The following is a 20,915-nucleotide window of genomic DNA, read 5'->3' on the forward strand; positions in this document are numbered from 1 at the left end:
GACACATACCAGTTGGAACGGCCAAGTCAATAAATTGAAGGCCTATTAGAGCCGCCGAACGACGATTTTTGACATTTGACCAGTGATTTTAACAAAAGTTGAAAGGCAGGGCTCGACCCCATTGATTTCAGTCATCCACAGAATAGGTCACCTGCCGCCCTGTGGCCTTTATTGACGGGCAGTTGGCGAGCTGCCTATCCTTTTGAAAACATCGCGTCGGCCGTTCTTGCCGATTCGCGGGTCTTGGCGGGGAACCGGAAGAGACATGACGTCCACAGACAAAACCATCGATGCAGCGCTCGCGGAGCTCAGACAGGCGATTTCCGGCCTCGACAACGCCGTTGACGCCAGGCTCGACCGCCAGCGCGAAACCGGAGAGATCGAGGGCGAGGTACGCCGCGTGCATGCCGATCGCTCGAAGCTGGCGCAGGAGCTCGACCAGGCCGAATTCCGCGCCAACCGGCTGGAAGAGGTCAATCGCGAGGTGTCGCGGCGGCTGGTGACGGCGATGGAGACGATCCGAGCGGTTCTCGACCGCTAGTGAAAGGCATTTGATATGGCGCAGGTAACGGTAACGATCGACGGCAAGGCCTATCGCATGGCCTGCGAGGAAGGGCAGGAAGATCACCTGACCGATCTCGCCACCCGCTTCGACCGCTATGTCGGCCATCTCAAGGATCAGTTCGGCGAAATCGGCGATCTCCGGATCACCGTGATGGCCGGGATCATGATCACCGACGAGATCTCGGAACTGACGCGACGCGTGGCCAGCCTGGAGAGCGAGCTCGACAGCCTGCGCAGCAATCGCGACACGGCGCTGGCGGCAACGACGCGGACGGAAGAGAGCATTGCGGCAGCGATCGTCGAGGTCAGCGGCCAGCTGCGGGGGATTACCGACAAGCTGAACGGCCGGGCGCCGGCGGCGCTGAACTGAAGCTTGGACAAAGACACATGAACGTCCCGCTCAATTAAATCAGGGACCTGGGGCGTCCCCCTCTGGCGTCGCCCATCGATCAGCCTTATATAGCAGTTGCGATCTGCGCCTCTCGACAGGAACCACAATCCCTGGGGCCATACTCGATCCAAAGGGAGCTGTCCCTGGCCAGGCCCGTGGGCTTGGACATATGGCGCCCACCTACGTTTGTAGGCACCCAGGATCGTAAAAATCCACCGGTTGCCGCGGATCGCACTTCAATCTCTGCTTTGATCTATAGCTGCTGCCCCCGATATTTGGCGGTGGACAGATGCGGACATTGACAACCATGTCGTCTGCAGGACCTTGCCATCGGACCGGCATCCGCCCGGTCTGGGATCGGTCCAGGTCAATCTCTTTTCGTCGGTTCACCGAGGCCGATGACGTCGAACTGAAAGCTCGGCATTCCCGTTGCACAAGCGTTCTGGCTACTGCTGAAAATTACCATCCCGATTTTAGACCAATATTCAGCTTTCTGGCGCAGTTTTAAAGACGATTTTAGAGCTGAGAATTTTTAGAGCCGGAGTATTGCCATGACCATTGTGACGCTGGAGCAAGTGGAGGGCGAGATCGCACGCGGCTTCAGACCTCTTCGCTTCACGCCTGACATAGAGGCACTGTTCCGGAAAGACTACGTTGCAGCAAGAGTACGGCTCATCGCGATCTGGGGCGTGGTCGGCGTGCTCATCTACGATCTGGTCTATTTCGGGGATCGTGCGATGGTGCCGGATGTGCTTGAGGAGCTTGTCGCGGTTCGCTTCCTGATGTTCACACCGCTGGTGATCGGCTGTGCGCTGGCCGTACGCCGCTGGCCTAACGCACGACTTTACGATCTTCTGGCCGTTGTCGTCGCCGTGATGGGCGTCACCTTGCCGATGGCTGCTGCCACGAATAGCGCGAGCCCTTATCTTCTTGTCTATCAGAATTACAATTCCGCAGCCTTCCTATTCTTCGTCATCGCGCTCCGGCCGCGTTTCCCGGCGGTGCTCGTCGGACTGGCACTGATGTGCGCGGCACATTTCACAACAGCGCGGATGACCGGCGCCTTTGATGCAGTCACCTATGCCGGCATCGTTACATTCTATCTGACCCTGTCGATCTTCCTGGCGGTCAGCGCCTATTTCCTGGAACGGACGGATCGGCGGAATTTTCTCAACCAGTTGCGGGGCAGCCTTCTTTATCGGCAGCTTGAAGACAACGCCGATCGCGACGAACTGACGGGATTGTTGAACCGGCGCTCGCTGGCGCGGATCAGCGATGCGATATGGAACGATGCGGCCGCCCAGCCGGTCGTCTCCGCGATCCTGCTCGACATCGATCATTTCAAGCGGTTCAACGACGTGCATAGCCATATCGAAGGGGATGCCTGCATACGCTCCGTCTCAGATTGTATCCGCGATACGGTTGGTGACGCCTATCTGGTGTTCCGCTTTGGTGGCGAGGAAATACTGGTGCTGTCGAACGGACTCGAGCCCCTGCAGGTGGTGGCAATGGCGGAGCGGATACGCACGGCGATAGAGAACCTTGCCTTGCGCCACTGCGGAATCGAGATCGGCTGCGTGACAGCAAGTCTGGGCGTGGCTTCGGCGCAACCTGGCGACATGACGTTTGAAAAGCTGTTGCAAAATGCCGACGATGCGCTCTACGAAGCAAAACGCAGGGGCAGAAACAATGTCGCGCCGGGCAACGGGCTACAGCCAAATACGCTGGTGGCTTAGCCACTTATTGCGCACTGCGCGAGGCATGCGGTCGGGCGGGGCGCCTTGAATAGGTGACTGCGCCCCGCCGATGGCTTATTCGGCGCCCTGCGACTGCATGCAGGCCATCAGTTCGGTGAAGGCTTCTTCGGTGCCTTCGAGCGGCAGGGTCGCCTCGGTGCCGTTTGCCTTGATGGTCAGTTCCTTGCCGGTGGTCAGCGCCACGACGGATTCCGATGCGTTCGGGACGTCGATCGTCGCCGTGTGGTCGCTATCGGCGGTGGCGGAGAAATCGGCCGCGGTGCCGCCATCGACCGACCATGTGCCCTTGACCTGGTCGCCCTTGGCAATGGCGAACTTGTCGGTGTTGGCAAACAGCGCCAGCTTGTCGCCGACGGCAAGGTAGCCCAGGCCAGCCGTGGTGTTCTGCGCCAGGCAGCCGATGAAGGTGTCGCCATCTTTCATCGGGGTGATGGCGAAATCGCCGGCATGGGCTGCGGTGCCGCAGAGCAGGGCGGCGAGGGCGGCTGCGGCGATCAGGGTCTTCTTCATGTCATTCCTTGTTGCGCAGATATTGTCTGCGTCGGCTTCCAATTTATTGTCGGTCGTCGTCCGCTATCGGCCGGCGGTCGCTTACCTGTCGCGGCGGTGCCGGGGGCGGCTTGTCGCGCTGCGGTTGGGGACGGGCAGGCTTTTGACCTATCGAGACGGCGCTGACAATGCGATCCGGCCCTGTTTCAGCCCCGCGTCCGAACCATTATTGGGGGCGGTCGGGCGCGCCCGCGCACCGGCTTTCTTCATGGAAATGACATATGCACTGAGCGCAATTTGCTCGGTCGTGCCAGCGAGCATGTTGAAATCCTTGAAATTTCGGCGATTTTCGCCAATTTCAACTGTTTAAAACGGTTTAATGATCTGCTAATTCGCTTGTCCTCGGGAGCGCCGGCATCGCAGCGGTGGTGCTGCGGTGCCGCATAAAACGTTTACGGTCTATTCTAAGCGCAAAAATATTGAGCATAGCTACCTAAGCTATGCGTTCTGCGCATTGGTGTGTTGATGCTTTAGCGCTGTTCGATCCGCGTGTTCATCCGTATATTCACATCAACAGAGAGACACAGGCAGCAAACACGCTGCCTAGCGCTGGCAAGCCCTAGGAAAGGGGATCATCATGAACGTAGCACGCTCCTTCAATAACTGGCGCAAGTATCGTCAGACGGTTACCGAACTCGGCCGCATGTCCAACCGCGCACTGCACGACCTCGGCATCGACCGTGGCGACATCCAGCGCGTTGCCCGCGACGCCACTCGCTAACACCTTTATTGCTGCTCCCTGCGAGCAGCCGATGCTTGAAACGCCCGTTGCCTGATCGCAGCGGGCGTTTTTGCGTTTGCGGCCGGGTGCAGGCGCTGTGCCTTGGGCGATGGTTTTGCTTGCGGATCGCTGGGTGGCGGCGATATGGCAATGGCATGTTCGCACTCACCCGCCTCGAAACATCAGAGCAGATCGTCAAGAAGAGCCGGTTTCGGGCGGTGGCAGCGCCTGTTGCCTCGGAAAAAGACGCCAGGGATTTTCTGGCGGCACACGGCGATCCCGATGCCAATCACAATTGCTGGGCGTGGCGGATCGGGCAGAGTTATCGTTTCAACGATGACGGCGAGCCGAGCGGTACGGCCGGAAAGCCGATCCTGCAGGCGATCGACGGGCAATCGCTGGACAGCGTCGCCGTCGTGGTTACCCGATGGTTCGGCGGCGTGCTTCTGGGAACCGGTGGGCTGATCCGCGCCTATGGCGGCACGGCGTCCATCTGTCTGCGGGCGGCAGCGCTTGTCGAGCTGGTGGCGACCGTCGAGGCTGATATCGCGGTGAATTTCTCGGATCTGGCGCTGGTCAAGGCGAAGCTTGCGACGTCGCCCGGCGTTCGCGTCCTCAGCGAGGTTTTTGTGGAGGCTGGCGCCCGGCTGGCGCTGGCGATATCGGAGGTGCAGGCGCCGGAGATTGCCCGCATGCTCAGCGATGCCACCAGCGGACGCGTCGTTGTTGCGCTGCGGCAATGAGCCGCGTGATGGGCGCCAAGTGCGGCAATTGACAATCGCGATATTTTTTCAGGCCTCCGAATCGGCCGGAATGCCCTGTGTCTCCGCGGTTCTGGCCGTGGCTGAAGCCGCATGCGTTGACGTTCCCGGCAATGTGACGGAGACTTCGCTTGCTTGCTGCAGTGCGAGTGGTAGTTATTCGCAATAATATCGATTAGATTCTCAATTCGCAGGAGATTATGAGATGCAGCTTGGCATGGTTGGTTTGGGCCGTATGGGCAGCTACATGGTCCAGCGCTTGATGCGCGATGGCCATGAGTGCGTTGTCTATGACGCAAAGACAGAAAACGTCACCGATCTGGTCGGCAAGGGCGCCATCGGCAGTGCCTCGCTGGAAGAGTTCATCTCGAAGCTCTCGCGCCCGCGCGCCGTGTGGCTGATGCTGCCGGCCGCGATCACCGACAAGGTCATCGCCCAGATCGCGCCGCTGCTCGACAGCGACGACATCATCATCGACGGCGGCAACTCCTATTACCACGACGATATCCGCCGTGGCGGCGAACTCATCACCAAGGGCCTGCATTATGTCGACGTCGGCACCAGTGGCGGCGTATTCGGTCTCGAGCGCGGCTATTGCCTGATGATCGGTGGCGAGAAGCCCATCGTCCAGTCGCTGTCGCCGATCTTCGCGTCGCTGGCACCCGGCGTTGGCGACGTTGCCCCTTCGGCCCAGCGCACCGCGCAGCCGGGCAGCACGGCCGAGCAGGGCTATCTGCATTGCGGCCCGCACGGTGCCGGCCACTTCGTCAAGATGGTCCATAACGGCATCGAATACGGCCTGATGGCCGCCTATGCCGAAGGCCTGAACATCCTCAAGCGTGCCAATATCGGTGCCGACAGCCATGAGGTGGATGCCGAAACCGCGCCGCTCGCCCATCCTGAGCACTACCAGTACGACTTCAATCTGCAGGACGTCGCCGAAGTGTGGCGCCGCGGCAGCGTCATCACCTCCTGGCTGCTCGACCTGACATCCGACGCGCTGCATGCCGATCCGGCGCTCAGCGCCTATGCCGGCCGCGTATCGGATTCCGGCGAAGGCCGCTGGACGATCATGGCGGCGATTGACGAAAGCGTGCCGACGCCGGTTCTGAGTGCTGCGCTCTACGGCCGCTTCACCTCGCGCGACAACGACGAATTCGCCAACAAGGTGCTGTCGGCGATGCGCGCCGGCTTCGGCGGTCACGTCGAAAAGCCCAAGGAATAAACCATTCCGCACGAATGCACATGAAGCCCGCGCAGCCGCACGCTGCGCGGGCTTTTCTTTCGCACAAGTCAATATAAGGTGGAGCAAATACTGGAGGGGCCGGTTGATGTTGCTTGGTTTTTGCGCGCGCGTTCTGAGGCAGTTCCTGTTGCTTGTTTTGGTCGTGACGGGCGCCGGCAGTGCCGCGGCACAGACAGCCGTGCCGGCTCAGGCTCCACCCCAATCTGCCGCACCGCCGCCCGCCGAAGTGCGGCAGATGATGCAGCTGATGGAAACGCCTGCGGTCAAGCAGTGGATGACGACGCAGACACAGGCGGCCCCTGCTGGCGCCGGCGACATGTCCGCCGATCAGATGTCGGTGCTGTCGGAGCTGCTTGGCCATGCGCGCACGCATTTCGATCTGGTTTCGGGTGCTGCCATGGCCCTGCCCACCGAGGTCGAGACGGCGTCGGCGCTGGTCGAGCGCGACGTCGAGCATAGCGGCTGGGTGCTGGTCACGCTCGAGCTTCTCGCCCTGTTTTTTGCCGGCCCGTTGGCCGAGATGCTGTTTCGGGTAATCGTGCCGAAGCCGCGCATCCGGCGGGAGGACGGCGCGGTCGTCACCGTGGCGCATCACGCGGCCAGCAATCTGGTCTACCGCCTGGTGCCGGCGCTGGTGTTCGGTGTCGCCACGCTCGTGCCGCTGGTGATCTTCAACTGGCCGCCGATCAGCCAGTCCTTTGCTATTGCCGTTGCCATCGGGCTGCTGGTCGCGCGTTTCACCATCTCGTTCGGCCGGTTGCTGGTGGCGCTGGTGACGCTGCCAAGGGTCGGTGGAGAGCGCGACGTGTCGCGGGCGACGGCGCTGTTCTGGTTCCGCCGCAGCGCCATCTTCATCATCTATTTCGTTTTCGGCTGGGTATTGATCCAGCTGATGCTGCCGCTCGGTTTTTCCGGCGGGTCGCGCTATCTGGCCGCCTATACGCTGGGGCTTGGCCTGCTCGTGATCGCCACCGAGGCGGTCTGGTCGCGCCCGGCCGAGAACGGACAGAAGAGCACGACCGCGTCCTGGCTGCTGACGATCTATTTCCTGACGCTCTGGCTGCTCTGGGTGGCCGGGCTCAATCTGGTCCTGTGGGTGGGTATCTATCTGCTGCTGCTGCCGCGGGCGCTGCGCGTCGCGACACTTGCGGTGCGGTCGCTGCATCAGGCGGAAGCGGGGTTCCTGGCCAAGCGCCGGATTGCCACGGTGCTGCTCGATCGTGGCGTGCGCGCGGCGATCATCACCGTTGCCGCGGTCTGGCTCGGTCGCGTCCTCGGCTTTGCCGCGGACCGGATGGCGGCTGGCGATACCATGATCGATCGCATCGTTCGCGGCTCGATCGGCGGCATCGTCATCCTGTTGGCGGCCGACCTGCTCTGGCATCTGGCGCGGGCCTATATCAATGGTCGCCTGGAGGATTCGCCGCTTGATACGGCCGCCAATGACGAGGAAAAGGCGCGCCGCGCGCGGCTGCAGACGCTGCTGCCGATCTTCCGCAATATCCTTGCCGTCGTGATTGCCGTGATTGCGGTGCTGATGGTGCTGTCAGGGCTCGGCGTCGAGATCGGGCCGCTGATCGCAGGTGCCGGCGTGGTCGGCGTTGCCGTCGGCTTCGGAGCGCAGACCATCGTCAAGGATGTGATCAGCGGCATGTTCTATCTCTGGGACGATGCTTTCCGGATCGGTGAATATATCGAGAGCGGCAGCCACAAGGGCGTCGTCGAAGCTTTCAGCCTGCGCTCGGTGCGCCTGCGCCACCATCGCGGACCGCTGACCACCGTGCCGTTCGGCGAGCTTGGCGCGGTGAAGAACCTCAACCGCGACTGGACGATCGACAAGATCACGCTCAACGTTACCTACAACACCGATCTGGTGCTGGCCAAGAAGGTGATCAAGCAGATCGGCCAGCAGTTGCTCGACAATCCCGACTATGCGCCTCACATCATCGAGACGCTGAAGATGAAGGGGGTCGAGCAGTTCGGCGAGTTCGCCATCGTCATCCGGCTGGCGATGATGACCAAGCCGGGCGAGCAGTTCGTCATCCGGCGCAATGCGCTGGCGATGATCCGAACCGCCTTCAAGGAAAACGGCATCGAATTTGCCGTGCCGACGCTGCAGGTTTCCAGCGAGCATAGCGACGCGGATGCGAAAGCGGCGGCGGCGCGGTTTGCCGTGCAGAAGCATGATCCGGGCGCCGAACCTGCGGCTTAAGTCGGAAGGCGGAAGGGTTGCGGCGGCCATTGGCCGTCGTTGATCGCTGGCCCTGCCAAAATGCAATGCGCAAACCCAAGGTTCGCGCCAAAAATGCCCCAATTAAAGATGAAGCAGACGTCATCAAGCGGCGCTGGGGTAGCGTTGTCATGTATTCGGGGACTTGCGTTCAAGAAGTTACATGCCGGCTATGTTAGATGTTCAGAACATGATTCCCGCCCATATGAAGTTTACGACGGTAACAGATGTCGAAGCACGCCGATTTGGAAGAGATTGAAGTAATGGAAGAATCCGCGGTCGCCGGATTTTTCAGCCGATACCGGACCCATCTTGCGGCGGTGGCGACGCTCGCTGTTTTCTGCATGGTCGGTTTCGCGATCGAGCAGTTAACCACAGAGGTGCGCTACGACGACGTGGTGCAGGCGCTTGCCGATACCAAGGTCAGCTCGATCGTGCTTGCGCTGTTCTTCACGGCGCTGAGCTTTCTGGCGCTGGTGTTCTATGACGTCAACGCCATCGACTATATCGGCAAGAAGCTGCCGTTTCCGCAAGTTGCGCTGACCGCGTTCAGCGCTTATGCGGTCGGCAACACTGCCGGTTTCGGCGCGCTCAGCGGCGGCGCCATTCGCTATCGTGCCTATTCCAGGCTCGGCCTGACGCCCGAGGATATCGGCCGCGTCATCGCCTTCGTCACGGTTGCCTTCGGTCTCGGCCTTGCCGGCGTCGGCTCGATCGCATTGTTGGCGATTGCCGATGAAATTGCGCCACTGATCAGCGTCAGCAGCTGGGTTCTGCGCCTCGTCGGCGGCGCGATCGTGCTGGTGCTGGCTGCCGGCGTGGTGCTTGGCCGCAATGGCCGCTCGGTCAGTGTCGGCCGGTTCTCGGTCCGTCTACCGGATTCGGCCACATGGTCGCGGCAGTTCCTGGTCGCCGCCTTCGATATCGCAGCCTCTGCCACGGTGCTCTACGTGCTGCTGCCGCAGACGGCGATCAGCTGGCCCGTATTCCTGGCGGTCTACGCGATCGCGGTCGGTCTCGGCGTTCTCAGCCATGTGCCGGCCGGTCTCGGCGTGTTTGAAACGGTGATCATCGCGGCCCTCGGAAGTGCGGTGAATATCGATGCGGTGCTCGGGTCGCTGGTGCTCTATCGCCTGATCTATCATGTCGTGCCGCTGCTGCTCGCTGTCCTTGCCGTCTCCGCGACCGAGCTTCGCCGTTTTGCCGACCATCCTGTCGCGTCGGGCTTCCGCCGGATCGGCATAAGGTTGATGCCGCAGCTGCTGTCGACGCTGGCGCTTCTGCTCGGCGTCATGCTGATCTTTTCGAGCGTCACGCCGACGCCGGATTCCAACCTGGAATTCCTGTCCAACTACCTGCCGTTGCCGATCGTCGAGGGCGCGCATTTTCTTTCCAGCCTTGCCGGCCTGGCGCTGGTGGTGGCCGCGCGCGGTCTTGGCCAGAAGCTTGACGGCGCCTGGTGGATCTCGATCTTTTCCGCTGCCGCAGCGCTGATGCTATCGCTGCTGAAGGCGGTGGCGCTGGTCGAGGCGTCCTTCCTCGGCTTCCTGATCTTCGGCCTGTTCGTCAGTCGCCGGCTGTTTCGCCGCCGCGCCTCGCTTCTTGCCCAGACGCTGACGGCCTCGTGGCTGATGGCGATTGCGGTGGTCTGCATCGGTGCCATCGTCATCCTGCTGTTCGTCTATCGCGACGTCGATTACAGCAACGAGCTCTGGTGGCAGTTCGAATTTGCCGAGGAGGCGCCGCGCGGTCTGCGCGCCGTGCTCGGCATCACCATCATCTCCACGGCGATTGCCGTGTTCAGCCTGCTGCGCCCGGCAACCGGCAAGCCGGAGCCTGCCTCCGAAGACGCGCTGGCGCGCGCGGTCGATATCGTCGAGAGACAGCGCTATGCCGACGCCAATCTGGTGCGCATGGGCGACAAGAGCGTGATGTTTTCGGAAAAGGGCGATGCCTTCATCATGTACGGCCGCCAGGGGCGCTCCTGGATCGCGCTGTTCGATCCGGTCGGTGATCGCAGCGCCATGCCGGAGCTTGTCTGGCGCTTCGTCGAGACGGCACGGGCTGCCGGCTGCCGCGCAGTGTTCTACCAGATCTCTCCGGCGCTGCTGTCGCACTGTGCCGATGCCGGCCTCAGGGCCTTCAAGCTCGGCGAGCTTGCAGTGTCTGATCTCGGGGCCTTCGAGATGAAGGGCGGCAAGTGGGCGAACCTGCGCCAGACCGCCAGCCGCGCCCAGCGCGACGGCCTGACGTTCGAGGTGATTGCGCCTGAAAACGTGCCCGGCGTGATGGACGAGCTCGCAGCTGTCTCCAATGCCTGGCTTGCCGATCATAATGCCAAGGAGAAGGGTTTCTCGCTTGGCGCCTTCGAGCCCGACTATATCCTCGCCCAGCCGGTGGGCATCCTGAAGCTCGAGGGCAAGATCGTTGCCTTTGCCAACATCCTGATCACCGGCGCCAAGGACGAGGGGACCATCGACCTGATGCGCTTCTCGCCGGATGCGCCGAAGGGATCGATGGACTTCCTGTTCGTGCAGATCATGGAGTATCTGCGCAACGAGGGTTTCTCGCATTTCAACCTCGGCATGGCGCCGCTTTCGGGCATGTCGAAGCGCGAGGCAGCCCCGGTCTGGGACCGCATCGGCAGCACCGTGTTCGAGCACGGCGAGCGGTTCTACAACTTCAAGGGCCTTCGGGCCTTCAAGTCCAAGTTTCACCCGCAATGGCATCCGCGCTATCTTGCGGTATCCGGAGGAGGCAATCCGATGATCGCATTGATGGACGCAACGCTCCTGATCGGCGGCGGATTGAAAGGGGTCGTGAGGAAATGATGAAAAGATACCTACTGGCCGCCGCCTGCGCCTTGTCGCTGGCAGCACCTGCGGCCTATGCCGCAATCGAAACAACACAGACATTCGAAACCGGGCTCATTCCCTCGCCACACATCTTCCTTCCCGAAGGTGGCGTGAAGGGTGCGGTCATGCTGATTTCGGACGCCGCCGGCTGGGGCGACAATGAAAAGGCCGAGGCCGACAAGCTGGTTGCCGAGGGCAGCGTCGTGATCGGCGTCGATTTTCCGTCCTACATCGATGCGCTCCGGAAGTATGACGTCAGCGAGAATGACGGCTGCGTCTATCTGGTATCCGACATCGAGTCGCTCAGCCAGCAGGTGCAGCGCGCCGCCGGCAATAGCCCCTATCACCTGCCGATCATTGCCGGTGTCGGCGAGGGCGGGGCGCTGGCGCTGGCGATTGCGGCGCAGACGCCGGATGCCACCATCGGTCAGACGCTGGCGATCGACCCGCTCGCCGGCATTCCGCTGACTCAGGAACTCTGCACGCCGGCCAAGAAGCAGACCGTCGGCGACCGGATGATCTACGGCCTCAGCGATATCGCCCTGCCGAACCCTGTCATCGCCGCCTTCACCGCGGCTGCCAGCAAGGACGGTCGCGCGCATGTGGACGAGCTGAAGAAGGCGCACTCCGACATCGATATCCGCGATGCCAGCGACGATGCGCAGACCACGCTCAGCGACACGCTCGACGAGCTGGTCGCCGCATCGGCTGCCGCCGACAATCCGCTTGGCCTGCCGCTCACCATCCTTGACGCCAAGCCTGCCTTCGACACGATGGCGGTGATCTACTCGGGCGATGGCGGCTGGCGTGATATCGACAAGGAAGTCGGGGCAGCGCTGCAGAAGCAGGGCATTCCTGTCGTCGGCATCGACTCGCTCCACTACTTCTGGTCGGAGCGCAAGCCGCAGGAAACGGCCGACGATCTCGGCCGGATCATCGAGCTCTACCGCAAGCAGTGGAAGGTCAAGCATGTGCTTCTGGTCGGCTATTCCTTCGGTGCCGACGTGGTGCCGGCTGCGTTCACCAAGCTGAAGGCGGCGCCGAAGAGCGCGGTCGCGCAGATTTCGCTGCTGTCGCTGTCGCATGAGGTCGATTACCAGATCTCGGTGATGGGCTGGCTCGGCGCCAAGACCGAAGGAGCAGGCGGCGATCCGGTCAACGACCTGAAGACCGTCGATCCGAAGCTCGTGCAGTGCATCTATGGCAAGGAAGACGACGACGAAGTTGCTTGTCCCGACCTGAAGGACAGCGGCGTCCAGGTCATCGCGCTCGCCGGAGATCATCACTTCGACGAGAATTACGAGCTTCTGACCAAGACCATCGTCGATGGGTTGAAGTCGCGGCTGCAGGACTGACGCTCAGCGCATCAGCTTGTCTTCGCTCCATCCGAGGGCGGCGAGTTCGTCGCCCCGGAATTTTGCGTCGTCGGCGACGATGAACTCATCGAGTTGTGGCGGCTTGACGCTGGTGCCCGCCAGCATCGCATGCACCTGTCCGCGGTGATGGGTCTGGTGCTGGAACAGATGCGCAAGCACATCTTCCATCCGCTCCTGCTGGATACGGTCGGCGCGGTGAATGTCGATAGTGGCGACGAGCTTTTCAGGCGACAGCGCCTCGCAGAGCGTCACCAATCTTGCATCGACCACGGCCTGTTCCGTGGTCAGCGTAATGATATCAGGGCAGGGCTGCTCGATCTCCCAGGCTTTGGCCCCGAGCGACCCGCCCTCCAACGCATCCACATAGAACCAGTCGACCGTCAGGATATGGTTCAGCGTCGCGCAGATCGACGGGAAGAAACTGACGCGGGTGGCGTCGAACTCGCCGGGTTGCAGCAGGCCGCAGGCGGTGTGCAGGCGCAGATTGGCGAGCGCGTTGTTATAGGCGAGCTTGCGGAAGGACCGGCAGGGGTCGAAGCTTGGCATGGGATGTCTCCTCCTCGTCTTTCGTGACCAGCGCCCGGCTCAATCGTCCTGCTGGAACAGGCGGAACTGCGCGGCTTCCAGATCCTTCGGCGGCTGCATGCCGAGATGCTTCCAGGCGGTGGCAGTCAGGACGCGGCCGCGCGGGGTGCGCTGGATAAAGCCCTGCTGGATCATGTAGGGCTCGATGATGTCCTCGATCGCATCGCGCGGTTCCGACAGGCCGGCGGCGATGGTCTCGATACCGACGGGCCCGCCGCCGAAATTGACGGCGATCATGTTGAGGTAGCGCTTGTCGAGCTGGTCGAGGCCGAGATTATCGACCAAGAGGCGGGTCAGCGCCTCGTCGGCGATCTCGCGGGTGACGGCCTCGGCCCTGGCGACCTCGGCGAAATCGCGCACGCGGCGCAACAGGCGTCCGGCGATGCGTGGAGTACCACGGGCGCGGCGGGCGATCTCGCGGGCCCCTTCATCGGTCATCGGCAGGCCCATCAACCTCGCGCCACGGCGCACGATCAATTCCAGTTCCTCGACGGTGTAGAAGGAGAGGCGCACCGGGATGCCGAAACGGTCGCGCAGTGGCGTCGTCAGCAGGCCGATGCGGGTGGTGGCGGCGACCAGGGTGAATTTCGACAGGTCGATCTTCACCGAGCGTGCCGCCGGGCCTTCGCCGATGATCAGGTCGAGCTGGAAGTCTTCCATCGCCGGGTAGAGGATTTCCTCGACGGCCGGGCTGAGGCGGTGGATTTCGTCGATGAACAACACGTCGCGCTCTTCGAGATTGGTGAGCAGCGCGGCCAGATCGCCGGCCTTGGCGATGACAGGGCCTGATGTCGAGCGGAAATTGACGCCGAGTTCCTTGGCCATGATCTGCGCCAGGGTGGTCTTGCCGAGGCCGGGCGGACCGACGAAGAGGACGTGATCGAGCGCTTCGCCGCGGTTCTTCGCCGCCTCGATGAAGATCTTCAGATTGGCGCGGGCTTCGGCCTGGCCGGTGAAGTCGTCCAGCGTCTGCGGCCGCAGCGTCATGTCGAGGTCTTCGCCGCGCTTTTCCGGGGTGATCAGGCGGGCTGGGTCGGTCATGCGAGGAGTTCCATTCCGGGGACGCGCGAGGCGGCTTTTCTATCGAAGGTAAGGGTCTTGGCGCAACCGTCGAGACGGTTCATTTCGCTGAGCAATACATCGGCGAAATCGACGTTGGTCATGCGGCAGAGATAGACTGCATTGCCGATCGCCTCGTAGGCAGCTACCTCGAATTCGCGGCGTTCCAGGATCGCCTGGATGAAATCGAGGATGCGATCTCTGGGATAGTGATACTTGCGGTTCAGCACCCAATAGGCCTCCAGAACGACAGAGACGTTGACGAAGAGGACACCGTCTACCTGAAGGCGCTTGAGGAGACTCGCGACGGCATCTGCCTGTGCGGCATCATCCGGAACGGCGATGCGTAGCAGGACGTTGGTGTCGATGCCGAGGCGTGCCGTCATGCACCACCGCTCTTTCGGGTCGCGTTTTCATAGCGTTCCACGGCGGCATCCATGACGACGTCATCGACACTGCGATCGGACAGCTGCGTGCCGGCTGGCGACGGACCCAGCACGTCGGACAGTTCACTGAGCGGTTTGTTGCGCGGGATCATGATCAATTCGCCATTTCGAACCCAAGCATAGCACTTGTCACCGGCTTTGACGTTCAGTTGGTCGCGCAGATCCTTGGGGATGGTCAACTGCCCCTTGGAGGTGATGGTGATGTTGAAACCCATGGCGCCGCTCCGTTTCGACCTGCCTTACAATTCCACAATAGTAAGGCGCCGCCGCCTTGGCAAGACTGCCTATCGCGACAGTTCCTTCAACCCCAATCGGATCAGCTTGGCGCTGTCGGGGGCATCTCCTGCGGTCTTCATCGCCGCAGCCACCGCGTTGGCCGCCTGGTCCCTGGAGTATCCGAGATTGGTCAGCGCCGAGACCGCGTCCGCCACCGGGGCCGAGGCGACGCCTTCGCCGAGTTCCTGCTTGAGGCCGATATTCGCGGATGCTTCGCCGGCGAAGGCCGGGGCCTTGTTCTTCAACTCAGTGACGATGCGTACCGCGACCTTCGGGCCGACGCCGTTGGCGCGCGAGATGGACGTCTTGTCCTGCAGGGCGATGGCGTTGGCGAGTTCGCCGGGTGTCAGCGTCGAGAGAATGGCAAGCGCCACCTTGGCGCCGACGCCCTGGACGCTTTGCAGCAGGTTGAACCAGTCGCGTTCCAGCGCCGTCATGAAGCCGAAGAGTTTTAACTGATCTTCGCGCACATAAGTCTCGATGAACAGGATGCAGGCCTCGCCGACCGAGCCGATCCGCGACAGGGTGCGGGCCGAGCAGAAGGCGACGTAGCAGACGCCATGGACGTCGACGAGCACATAGTCGTCGCCGATTTCGTCGATGGTGCCTTTGAGCTTGCCGATCATGAATGAGGTCCGCCGCGTGAATGTTAAAGGGGATGGGTGTCGGGAGTGATGAGGTCGAGCGAGGGGAAGTAGGAGCGATAGCCCTTCGGGTCTCGCGTCAGCACGGTATAGCCACGGATGGCGGCATGGGCGCCGATCAGGAAATCGGGCAGGATGCTCTCGCGGCCACCGCCCGATTTGCGATAGATCCGGAAGGCTGCGGCGGCTGCAAAAGCGGCCGGCCACGGGAGGTTCTCGCGGCGGAATTCGTTCTGCGGCAGAAGGCGATCGACCTCGTCCATGTCGCGATAGCGCACCGAGAATTCCGCATAGATGATCGGGTTGATGAGCACAGGGCCATTCCTGAAGGCCTCCATGGCGCGCTGGCGTGACCAGTCGTGCCAGTCGGAAGTCGGGATCGACAGATCGACCAGAATATTGGTGTCAATCAAGGTCGGCATCAGCGGTCCCGCGTCATCGACATCAGCGCTTCCGCATCCACATCCTGGTCGCCGGTGCCTTCGAGCCTGTCGAGTGCGCTCATGAAGCGGTGGAGGCGGCCTCGGTCTTCCAGTTCCTGCTTGCCGTTCTTCGGCGCGAGCACCAGTTTTCCGCCTTCGACAGAGAAGATCACTTCGCTGTTCAGTTCGATGCCTGCGAGTTCTCGCAGGTCGCGGGGAATGGTGACTTGGCCCTTCGACGTAACGCGCATCGGCTTGCTCCAGTGTTGCGGTAAGAATAATCATTACTGCATGAACAAGTCAAGAACAAACTACCCGGCCAGCGCTGCCATGCGCATGCGGTTGCTGCCGCGGTTGTGGGCGTGGCAGATGGCGATGGCCAGTGCGTCGGCGGCGTCGTCGCCCTTGAATTCGGACTTCGGCATCAGGATTTTCAGCATCATGTGGATCTGCTTCTTCTCGCCGTGGCCGACGCCGATGACAGCTTTCTTGACGGCGTTCGGCGCATATTCGGCGACCTGAAGGCCTGCGCGGGCAGGCACCAGCATGGCGATGCCGCGGGCCTGGCCAAGTTTCAGCGTTGCCACCGCGTCCTTGTTGACGAAGGTCTGCTCGACGGCTGCCTCATCCGGCTGGTAGCTATGCACCACTTCCGCCAGGCCATCATGCAACTGGCAGAGGCGCGAGGCGAGGTCCATGTCGCCATCTGACGTGACGGTGCCGGAGGCGACGAAGCGGAGCGAATTGCCCAGGGTTTCGATCACGCCCCAGCCGGTGCGGCGCAGCCCGGGGTCAATGCCGATGATACGAATCGCGTTTTGCATGCTTCACCCTATTGCAGATGCAGAATAACTGCCATCGATAAGTGAACAAAACAAAAACATCCCGCTGTTTTTGATGCGCGGCGTTTACGTGAATTTAAATTCCGTTGGTAACTTATGATCCCCAAGATGTGAGAGGAGCCAGCTTTTCGGAGTGAAGGCTCCCCGTGTTCTGTGTTCAGGCTCACCGAAGGGGCGTGCGAGCGTCCGGCCGGTATGAGCCTTTCGGGAAGGGGTTCGATTTTTCATGACCAAACTGTTTCAGTCGCTGTCCTTCAAGGTCATCGCGACATTCATTCTGCTGACTGCGCTGTCGATTGCAGTGATCAACAGTCTCGCCTATTTCGCCAGCAGCCGTATCTCCGCCGATCAGGCGCTGAAGGCCAAGGAGAGCGTGCTGATCTTTCGCGGCGACATGCTGCACGACCAGCTGGCACAGCTGGAAAACCAGGCGAATTCGATTGCGCGCATCGAAGCGCTGCAGATGTCGATCACCAGCCTGAAGAGCGGCTGGAAGACTATCGAGAAGACCTCCGGCGATGCCCGGGCCGAGCTGAAGAAGGTGTTCATCACCAACAATCCGAACCCGGCCGGCGAGCGCGAAAAGCTGGCGAAGCCGGATGCGCCGAGCGGCTTTTACTACTCCAACCATGAGAAGACCCAAAGCGAGGTCGCACGCGATCTGGAGAACACGCCGTTCAGCGATCTGCTGATCGCCGATCTCGATGGCTTCGTGCTCTATTCCTACAAGAAGAACGATGATTTCGCCGAGAACCTGAAGACCGACGCCTGGAAGTCAACCGGGGCCGGCATAGCCTTTGCGAAAGCTATCGAGAACACCGCCAAGGCAACGGACGATGCAGCGCCTGCCGGGTTCTCAGGCCTGCGCGTCGATGCGACAAGCGGTGCATCGGCGATCTTCTACGCGGTGCCGATCGTCAAGCTCGGCCAGCCGAAGGGCGTCATGCTGTTCAAGGTGCGGGACGATATCTTCGCCGGTATCCTCTCCAAGGGCATCGTTTCCGGCAGCACGGCGCAGGCGGCGATCGTCTCCGACGACGGTTCCGCCATCACCGTCAATGGTGCGGGCCAGCTTGCGACGCTCGACACGGCACCTTTCACCTTCCTCAAGGATGCGTTCTCGAGTGCCGGCATGTCGGTCGATGACTTCAGCCGTGCCGATGGCGCCGCGCGGGCCTATGTCAGGAGCGTCGATTATCAGGGTGATCGCTATCTTCTGGTCGAGAGCGTGCGTCTCAGCGAGATCAATGCCGGCTCGCTGGAGATCGCGACGTTGCTGACGATGATCGGCTGCGTCGTGCTCGTGGTCATGGCGATCGCGACCTTGATGATCACCAGGCTGTTGTTCGCACCGCTTGCCAGGCTTGCCGGCGTGACCCGGGATGTGGCCGATGGCAATCTTCAGGTCGAGATCGGCAGCCAGAACCGTGGCGACGAGATCGGCACCATGGCCAAGGCCCTGGCGCGCTTCCAGACATCACTGATCGAAAGCCGCGAACTCGAAGCCGCCAGCAGCGAGACACGGGCGCGCGCCGATCGCGACCGCCAGCAGCACATGGCCGAGCGCGAAGCGGAGGCGAAAACCTTGCAGGAGGTGGTGGAAGCCATCGACGAGGGCCTGCTGCATCTGGCCGACGGCGATCTCGCCTACCAGATCGACCGCCGCTTCCCGAACGAACTCGAGGGCCTGCGCGTCAACTTCAACCAGGCGCTGGCAGCGCTCAGCGGGACGATGACGGCGATCGGCGGAAACTCGATGGCGGTTCGCGCCGGCTCGGAAGAAATGCGCACCGGCGCCGACGAACTCGCCGGCCGCACCGAGCGGCAGGCAGCGTCGATTACAGAGACGGCAAGCGCCATCGCTGCGATCACCCAGTCGGTCCGCTCGCAGATCGAGCGTGCCGAAGAGGCCGAGCGGATTGCCCGCGACGCCAAGCGCGAGACGACCGGCTCCGGCCAGATCATGCGCGAGACGATCGCGGCGATGGAGGCGATCCAGGCCTCGTCGCGGCAGATCAACTCGATCATCTCCGTCATCGATTCCATCGCCTTCCAGACCAATCTGCTGGCGCTCAATGCCGGCGTCGAGGCGGCGCGTGCGGGCGAGGCGGGCAAGGGCTTTGCGGTGGTTGCGATGGAGGTGCGTGAACTTGCCCAGCGGTCGTCGAGTGCTGCCAAGGAAATCGGCAACCTGCTGCAGAAATCCACCCATGAGGTGGAAGCAGGCGTTTCGCTGGTGGAGCGGGCAGGCGTCGCGCTCACCGGCATCGGCGATCATGTCGAGGCGATCAACGGCCGGATCAGCGACATCATGGAGAGCACGCGCGAAGAAGCCGACACGCTGCGGCAGATCAACACCGCAGTGGCTGAACTCGATACAATGACGCAGCAGAATGCCGCCATGGTCGAGGAAAGCACCGCCGCCATCCACCTGCTGGCGACCGAGGCGGTGGAGATGGACCGGCAGCTTGCCAACTTCACCCTGGCGCAAAGCGAGCACCAGCACAGCGCCGAAGTGCACGTTCTCCGGCACCGGAGATAGGATGCGGGTAGGGCCCCTCCGCCGACGGCAGGGCCAACCAAGCAGCCTGACCGGTGTCAGAGCATCGACGCGCCGGTCAGTCTCGGCACCGACACCGTGCGAAAGCGGGTGAAGGCCTGACGGTCGTCGGTTGCCTTCATCCGGATCAATGCACCTTCATAGGCATCGACCAGACCGGCGGCGAGATCGGCGACATTGCTGCCGGCTGCGATCTCGCCTGCGTCCTTCGCCAAAGCCAGCAATTGTCGAAGGCTGGTTTCCCAGGCCTGAAACGATGCCGACAACCTGTCGCGAATGGCGGGATTGCGTGCGGTGATCGTCTGGGCCAGCACGCCGTAAAGGCAGCCACCGGACGGGTGCTGATCGACCAGTTCCCGCTCCAGGGTTTCGAGATAGACATCGAGCCTTGCAAGCGGGCTATGTCCGGTGTCGCCGAAGATCGTCTCGCGCAGCGTGCGATAATGCTCCTCATAGGCGTCGATGATGGCAATGACGTAGTCATCCTTGCTCCTGAAGAAGTGGTAGAACGAGCCTTTCGGAACCTTCACGGATGCCAGGATCGGCCCGATGCCAATGCCCTCGTAGCCATGGGCAAGCATCTGCCGGATGCCCTCGGAAACAAGTTTCTCGCGTGTCGCAGATTGGCCAGCCATTTCTAGACGACTGGTCTACTAGTTGGGTGTGGCATGGAGCCTCCTTGGTGATGTTGCGATGAAACTAGCATCCAATCGATTGTTTGGCATCACACTCGTTGCCGCTTCCGCCGTTCTCTGGAGCACGGCCGGGCTGTTCGTGCGGATGGCCGATCTCGATATCTGGTCGATCGTCGGCTGGCGGTCTGCCTTTTCCGCCGTCACTCTCGGCCTGTTCATGCTGATCCGCAACCGCGTCGAACGCGGCAGCGCTTCGCGAAGCTTCGGCTGGCCGGGCGTCGGGGCCTGCGCCGTTTCGGTGATCGCGGCGATTTCCTATATCGCGGCTTTGCAGTGGACATCGGTCGCCAATGTCATGACGATCTATGCAGCCCTGCCTTTCCTCGCCACGGCGATCGCCTTCCTGTGGTTTGGCGAGCGTGTGACGATGCGTTTCATCGTCGCCGGGCTGCTGGCCTTTTGCGGCATTGCGGTCACTGTCGGTGCTGCCGTCACCGCGCGCGACCTGCTCGGGCTTGTCGCGGCCTTTGCGATGACTGCGGGTTTCGCCTCGCAACTGGTCATTGCCAAGCGTTATCCATCGATGGACACGACGCTGATGACCGCCTGCGGTGCGGCCGCATGCGTGGTGATTGCCCTGCCATTCATGCAGCACAGCATTCCCGCACCGATGCAGCTGCTTGCCTGCGCGCTCTACGGAATCCTGACGACGGGTATCGCCTATGTTCTGGTGCTGATGGGCTCGCGGCTGATCGGCTCGGGCGAGGCCGGGTTCATCTCGCTGCTCGATGTGGTGCTCGGCCCGTTCTGGGTGTGGCTGTTCTACGACGAACAGATCAGCCTGCCGGTCTTTGCCGGCGGCGGCATCGTTCTGTTCTCGGTGGTATGGTATCTCTCGGGGGCAGGGTTCAAGCCCACCGCAAGGCTGCCGGCGACTTAGGGGGGAGCTTACACAGTTGTATCAGTAGTGATCGACGGGTTACTGTCTTGGACGAC

Annotated in this window: 21 protein-coding genes and 1 other RNA gene; 12 read left to right on the plus strand and 10 right to left on the minus strand. The window is 62.0% G+C overall.

Features of this window, described 5'->3' with window-relative positions; genetic code table 11:
- Positions 1 to 265: 265 nt before the first annotated feature.
- The 4 genes from GVL52_RS22860 (at position 266) to GVL52_RS22875 (ending at position 2,691) form a co-directional block, all read left to right on the plus strand.
- On the plus strand, positions 266 to 541 hold the full coding sequence (locus tag GVL52_RS22860; RefSeq protein WP_160011325.1) for a DUF4164 domain-containing protein: 276 nt from the start codon (positions 266 to 268) through the stop codon (positions 539 to 541).
- A gap of 15 nt (positions 542 to 556) precedes the next feature.
- A complete protein-coding gene (locus GVL52_RS22865) occupies positions 557 to 934 on the plus strand; it encodes a cell division protein ZapA (RefSeq protein ID WP_160011327.1) in 378 nt (125 codons plus the stop codon).
- A 97-nt stretch (positions 935 to 1,031) separates the two neighbouring features.
- Positions 1,032 to 1,190: non-coding RNA, 6S RNA (ssrS, locus tag GVL52_RS22870), on the plus strand.
- A 316-nt stretch (positions 1,191 to 1,506) separates the two neighbouring features.
- A complete protein-coding gene (locus GVL52_RS22875) occupies positions 1,507 to 2,691 on the plus strand; it encodes a GGDEF domain-containing protein (RefSeq protein ID WP_160011329.1) in 1,185 nt (394 codons plus the stop codon).
- A gap of 75 nt (positions 2,692 to 2,766) precedes the next feature.
- On the opposite strand, the gene GVL52_RS22880 is transcribed toward GVL52_RS22875, so the two are convergent.
- Positions 2,767 to 3,222: a hypothetical protein gene (locus tag GVL52_RS22880; RefSeq protein WP_160011330.1), complete on the minus strand. Its 456-nt coding sequence runs from the start codon at positions 3,220 to 3,222 to the stop codon at positions 2,767 to 2,769.
- Positions 3,223 to 3,838: 616 nt separating this feature from the next.
- On the opposite strand from GVL52_RS22880, the gene GVL52_RS22885 reads away from it, so the two are divergent.
- The 6 genes from GVL52_RS22885 (at position 3,839) to GVL52_RS22910 (ending at position 12,429) form a co-directional block, all read left to right on the plus strand.
- A complete protein-coding gene (locus GVL52_RS22885) occupies positions 3,839 to 3,982 on the plus strand; it encodes a DUF1127 domain-containing protein (protein WP_160011331.1) in 144 nt (47 codons plus the stop codon).
- A gap of 155 nt (positions 3,983 to 4,137) precedes the next feature.
- Positions 4,138 to 4,725: a YigZ family protein gene (locus tag GVL52_RS22890; RefSeq protein ID WP_160011332.1), complete on the plus strand. Its 588-nt coding sequence runs from the start codon at positions 4,138 to 4,140 to the stop codon at positions 4,723 to 4,725.
- 223 nt (positions 4,726 to 4,948) lie between these two features.
- Positions 4,949 to 5,968 (plus strand): phosphogluconate dehydrogenase (NAD(+)-dependent, decarboxylating), encoded by a 1,020-nt coding sequence (gene gnd / locus GVL52_RS22895; RefSeq protein WP_160011333.1) that lies wholly within the window; start codon positions 4,949 to 4,951, stop codon positions 5,966 to 5,968.
- Positions 5,969 to 6,074: 106 nt separating this feature from the next.
- Positions 6,075 to 8,201 carry a mechanosensitive ion channel family protein gene (locus GVL52_RS22900; RefSeq protein WP_160011334.1) on the plus strand — a complete coding sequence of 709 codons (2,127 nt, stop codon included), beginning with the start codon at positions 6,075 to 6,077 and terminating at the stop codon, positions 8,199 to 8,201.
- A 245-nt stretch (positions 8,202 to 8,446) separates the two neighbouring features.
- On the plus strand, positions 8,447 to 11,050 hold the full coding sequence (mprF, locus tag GVL52_RS22905) for a bifunctional lysylphosphatidylglycerol flippase/synthetase MprF (RefSeq protein WP_160011335.1): 2,604 nt from the start codon (positions 8,447 to 8,449) through the stop codon (positions 11,048 to 11,050).
- A complete protein-coding gene (locus tag GVL52_RS22910) occupies positions 11,047 to 12,429 on the plus strand; it encodes a virulence factor family protein (RefSeq protein WP_160011336.1) in 1,383 nt (460 codons plus the stop codon). Before mprF ends, GVL52_RS22910 begins: the two co-directional genes overlap by 4 nt.
- A 3-nt stretch (positions 12,430 to 12,432) precedes the next feature.
- Here the strand turns inward: GVL52_RS22910 and GVL52_RS22915 are convergent, their stop codons facing one another.
- The 8 genes from GVL52_RS22915 to ruvC all read right to left on the minus strand — a co-directional run bounded on the left by GVL52_RS22915 (position 12,433) and on the right by ruvC (position 16,706).
- The gene (locus tag GVL52_RS22915) at positions 12,433 to 12,996 is read right to left on the minus strand and encodes a DinB family protein (RefSeq protein ID WP_160011337.1); all 564 of its coding nucleotides are present in this window, start codon (positions 12,994 to 12,996) and stop codon (positions 12,433 to 12,435) included.
- A gap of 39 nt (positions 12,997 to 13,035) precedes the next feature.
- Positions 13,036 to 14,076, minus strand: a complete 1,041-nt coding sequence (gene ruvB, locus GVL52_RS22920; protein ID WP_160011339.1) for a Holliday junction branch migration DNA helicase RuvB — start codon at positions 14,074 to 14,076, stop codon at positions 13,036 to 13,038.
- Entirely contained in the window at positions 14,073 to 14,480 is a 408-nt protein-coding gene (locus tag GVL52_RS22925; RefSeq protein WP_160011341.1) for a PIN domain-containing protein, read from the minus strand. The genes ruvB and GVL52_RS22925 overlap by 4 nt, the downstream gene beginning before the upstream one ends.
- Positions 14,477 to 14,755, minus strand: coding sequence for an AbrB/MazE/SpoVT family DNA-binding domain-containing protein (locus GVL52_RS22930; RefSeq protein WP_160011343.1), 279 nt, complete (start codon positions 14,753 to 14,755; stop codon positions 14,477 to 14,479). The genes GVL52_RS22925 and GVL52_RS22930 overlap by 4 nt, the downstream gene beginning before the upstream one ends.
- Positions 14,756 to 14,824: 69 nt before the next feature.
- A complete protein-coding gene (ruvA, locus tag GVL52_RS22935; RefSeq protein ID WP_160011345.1) occupies positions 14,825 to 15,442 on the minus strand; it encodes a Holliday junction branch migration protein RuvA in 618 nt (205 codons plus the stop codon).
- A gap of 23 nt (positions 15,443 to 15,465) precedes the next feature.
- On the minus strand, positions 15,466 to 15,882 hold the full coding sequence (locus GVL52_RS22940; protein ID WP_160011347.1) for a type II toxin-antitoxin system VapC family toxin: 417 nt from the start codon (positions 15,880 to 15,882) through the stop codon (positions 15,466 to 15,468).
- The gene (locus GVL52_RS22945; protein WP_160011349.1) at positions 15,882 to 16,133 is read right to left on the minus strand and encodes an AbrB/MazE/SpoVT family DNA-binding domain-containing protein; all 252 of its coding nucleotides are present in this window, start codon (positions 16,131 to 16,133) and stop codon (positions 15,882 to 15,884) included. Before GVL52_RS22945 ends, GVL52_RS22940 begins: the two co-directional genes overlap by 1 nt.
- Before the next feature lie 60 nt (positions 16,134 to 16,193).
- Entirely contained in the window at positions 16,194 to 16,706 is a 513-nt protein-coding gene (gene ruvC / locus GVL52_RS22950) for a crossover junction endodeoxyribonuclease RuvC (RefSeq protein ID WP_160011351.1), read from the minus strand.
- A 244-nt stretch (positions 16,707 to 16,950) separates the two neighbouring features.
- Here ruvC and GVL52_RS22955 point away from each other — a divergent pair, with 244 nt between their 5' ends.
- Positions 16,951 to 19,266 carry a methyl-accepting chemotaxis protein gene (locus GVL52_RS22955; protein ID WP_160011353.1) on the plus strand — a complete coding sequence of 772 codons (2,316 nt, stop codon included), beginning with the start codon at positions 16,951 to 16,953 and terminating at the stop codon, positions 19,264 to 19,266.
- 56 nt (positions 19,267 to 19,322) lie between these two features.
- On the opposite strand, the gene GVL52_RS22960 is transcribed toward GVL52_RS22955, so the two are convergent.
- Positions 19,323 to 19,919: a TetR family transcriptional regulator C-terminal domain-containing protein gene (locus GVL52_RS22960; protein ID WP_160011355.1), complete on the minus strand. Its 597-nt coding sequence runs from the start codon at positions 19,917 to 19,919 to the stop codon at positions 19,323 to 19,325.
- A gap of 58 nt (positions 19,920 to 19,977) precedes the next feature.
- On the opposite strand from GVL52_RS22960, the gene GVL52_RS22965 reads away from it, so the two are divergent.
- Positions 19,978 to 20,859, plus strand: a complete 882-nt coding sequence (locus GVL52_RS22965) for a DMT family transporter (RefSeq protein WP_160011357.1) — start codon at positions 19,978 to 19,980, stop codon at positions 20,857 to 20,859.
- Positions 20,860 to 20,915: the final 56 nt, after the last annotated feature.

Origin of the sequence: Rhizobium sp. 18055, assembly GCF_902706285.1 — a bacterium.
GTDB lineage: Bacteria > Pseudomonadota > Alphaproteobacteria > Rhizobiales > Rhizobiaceae > Rhizobium.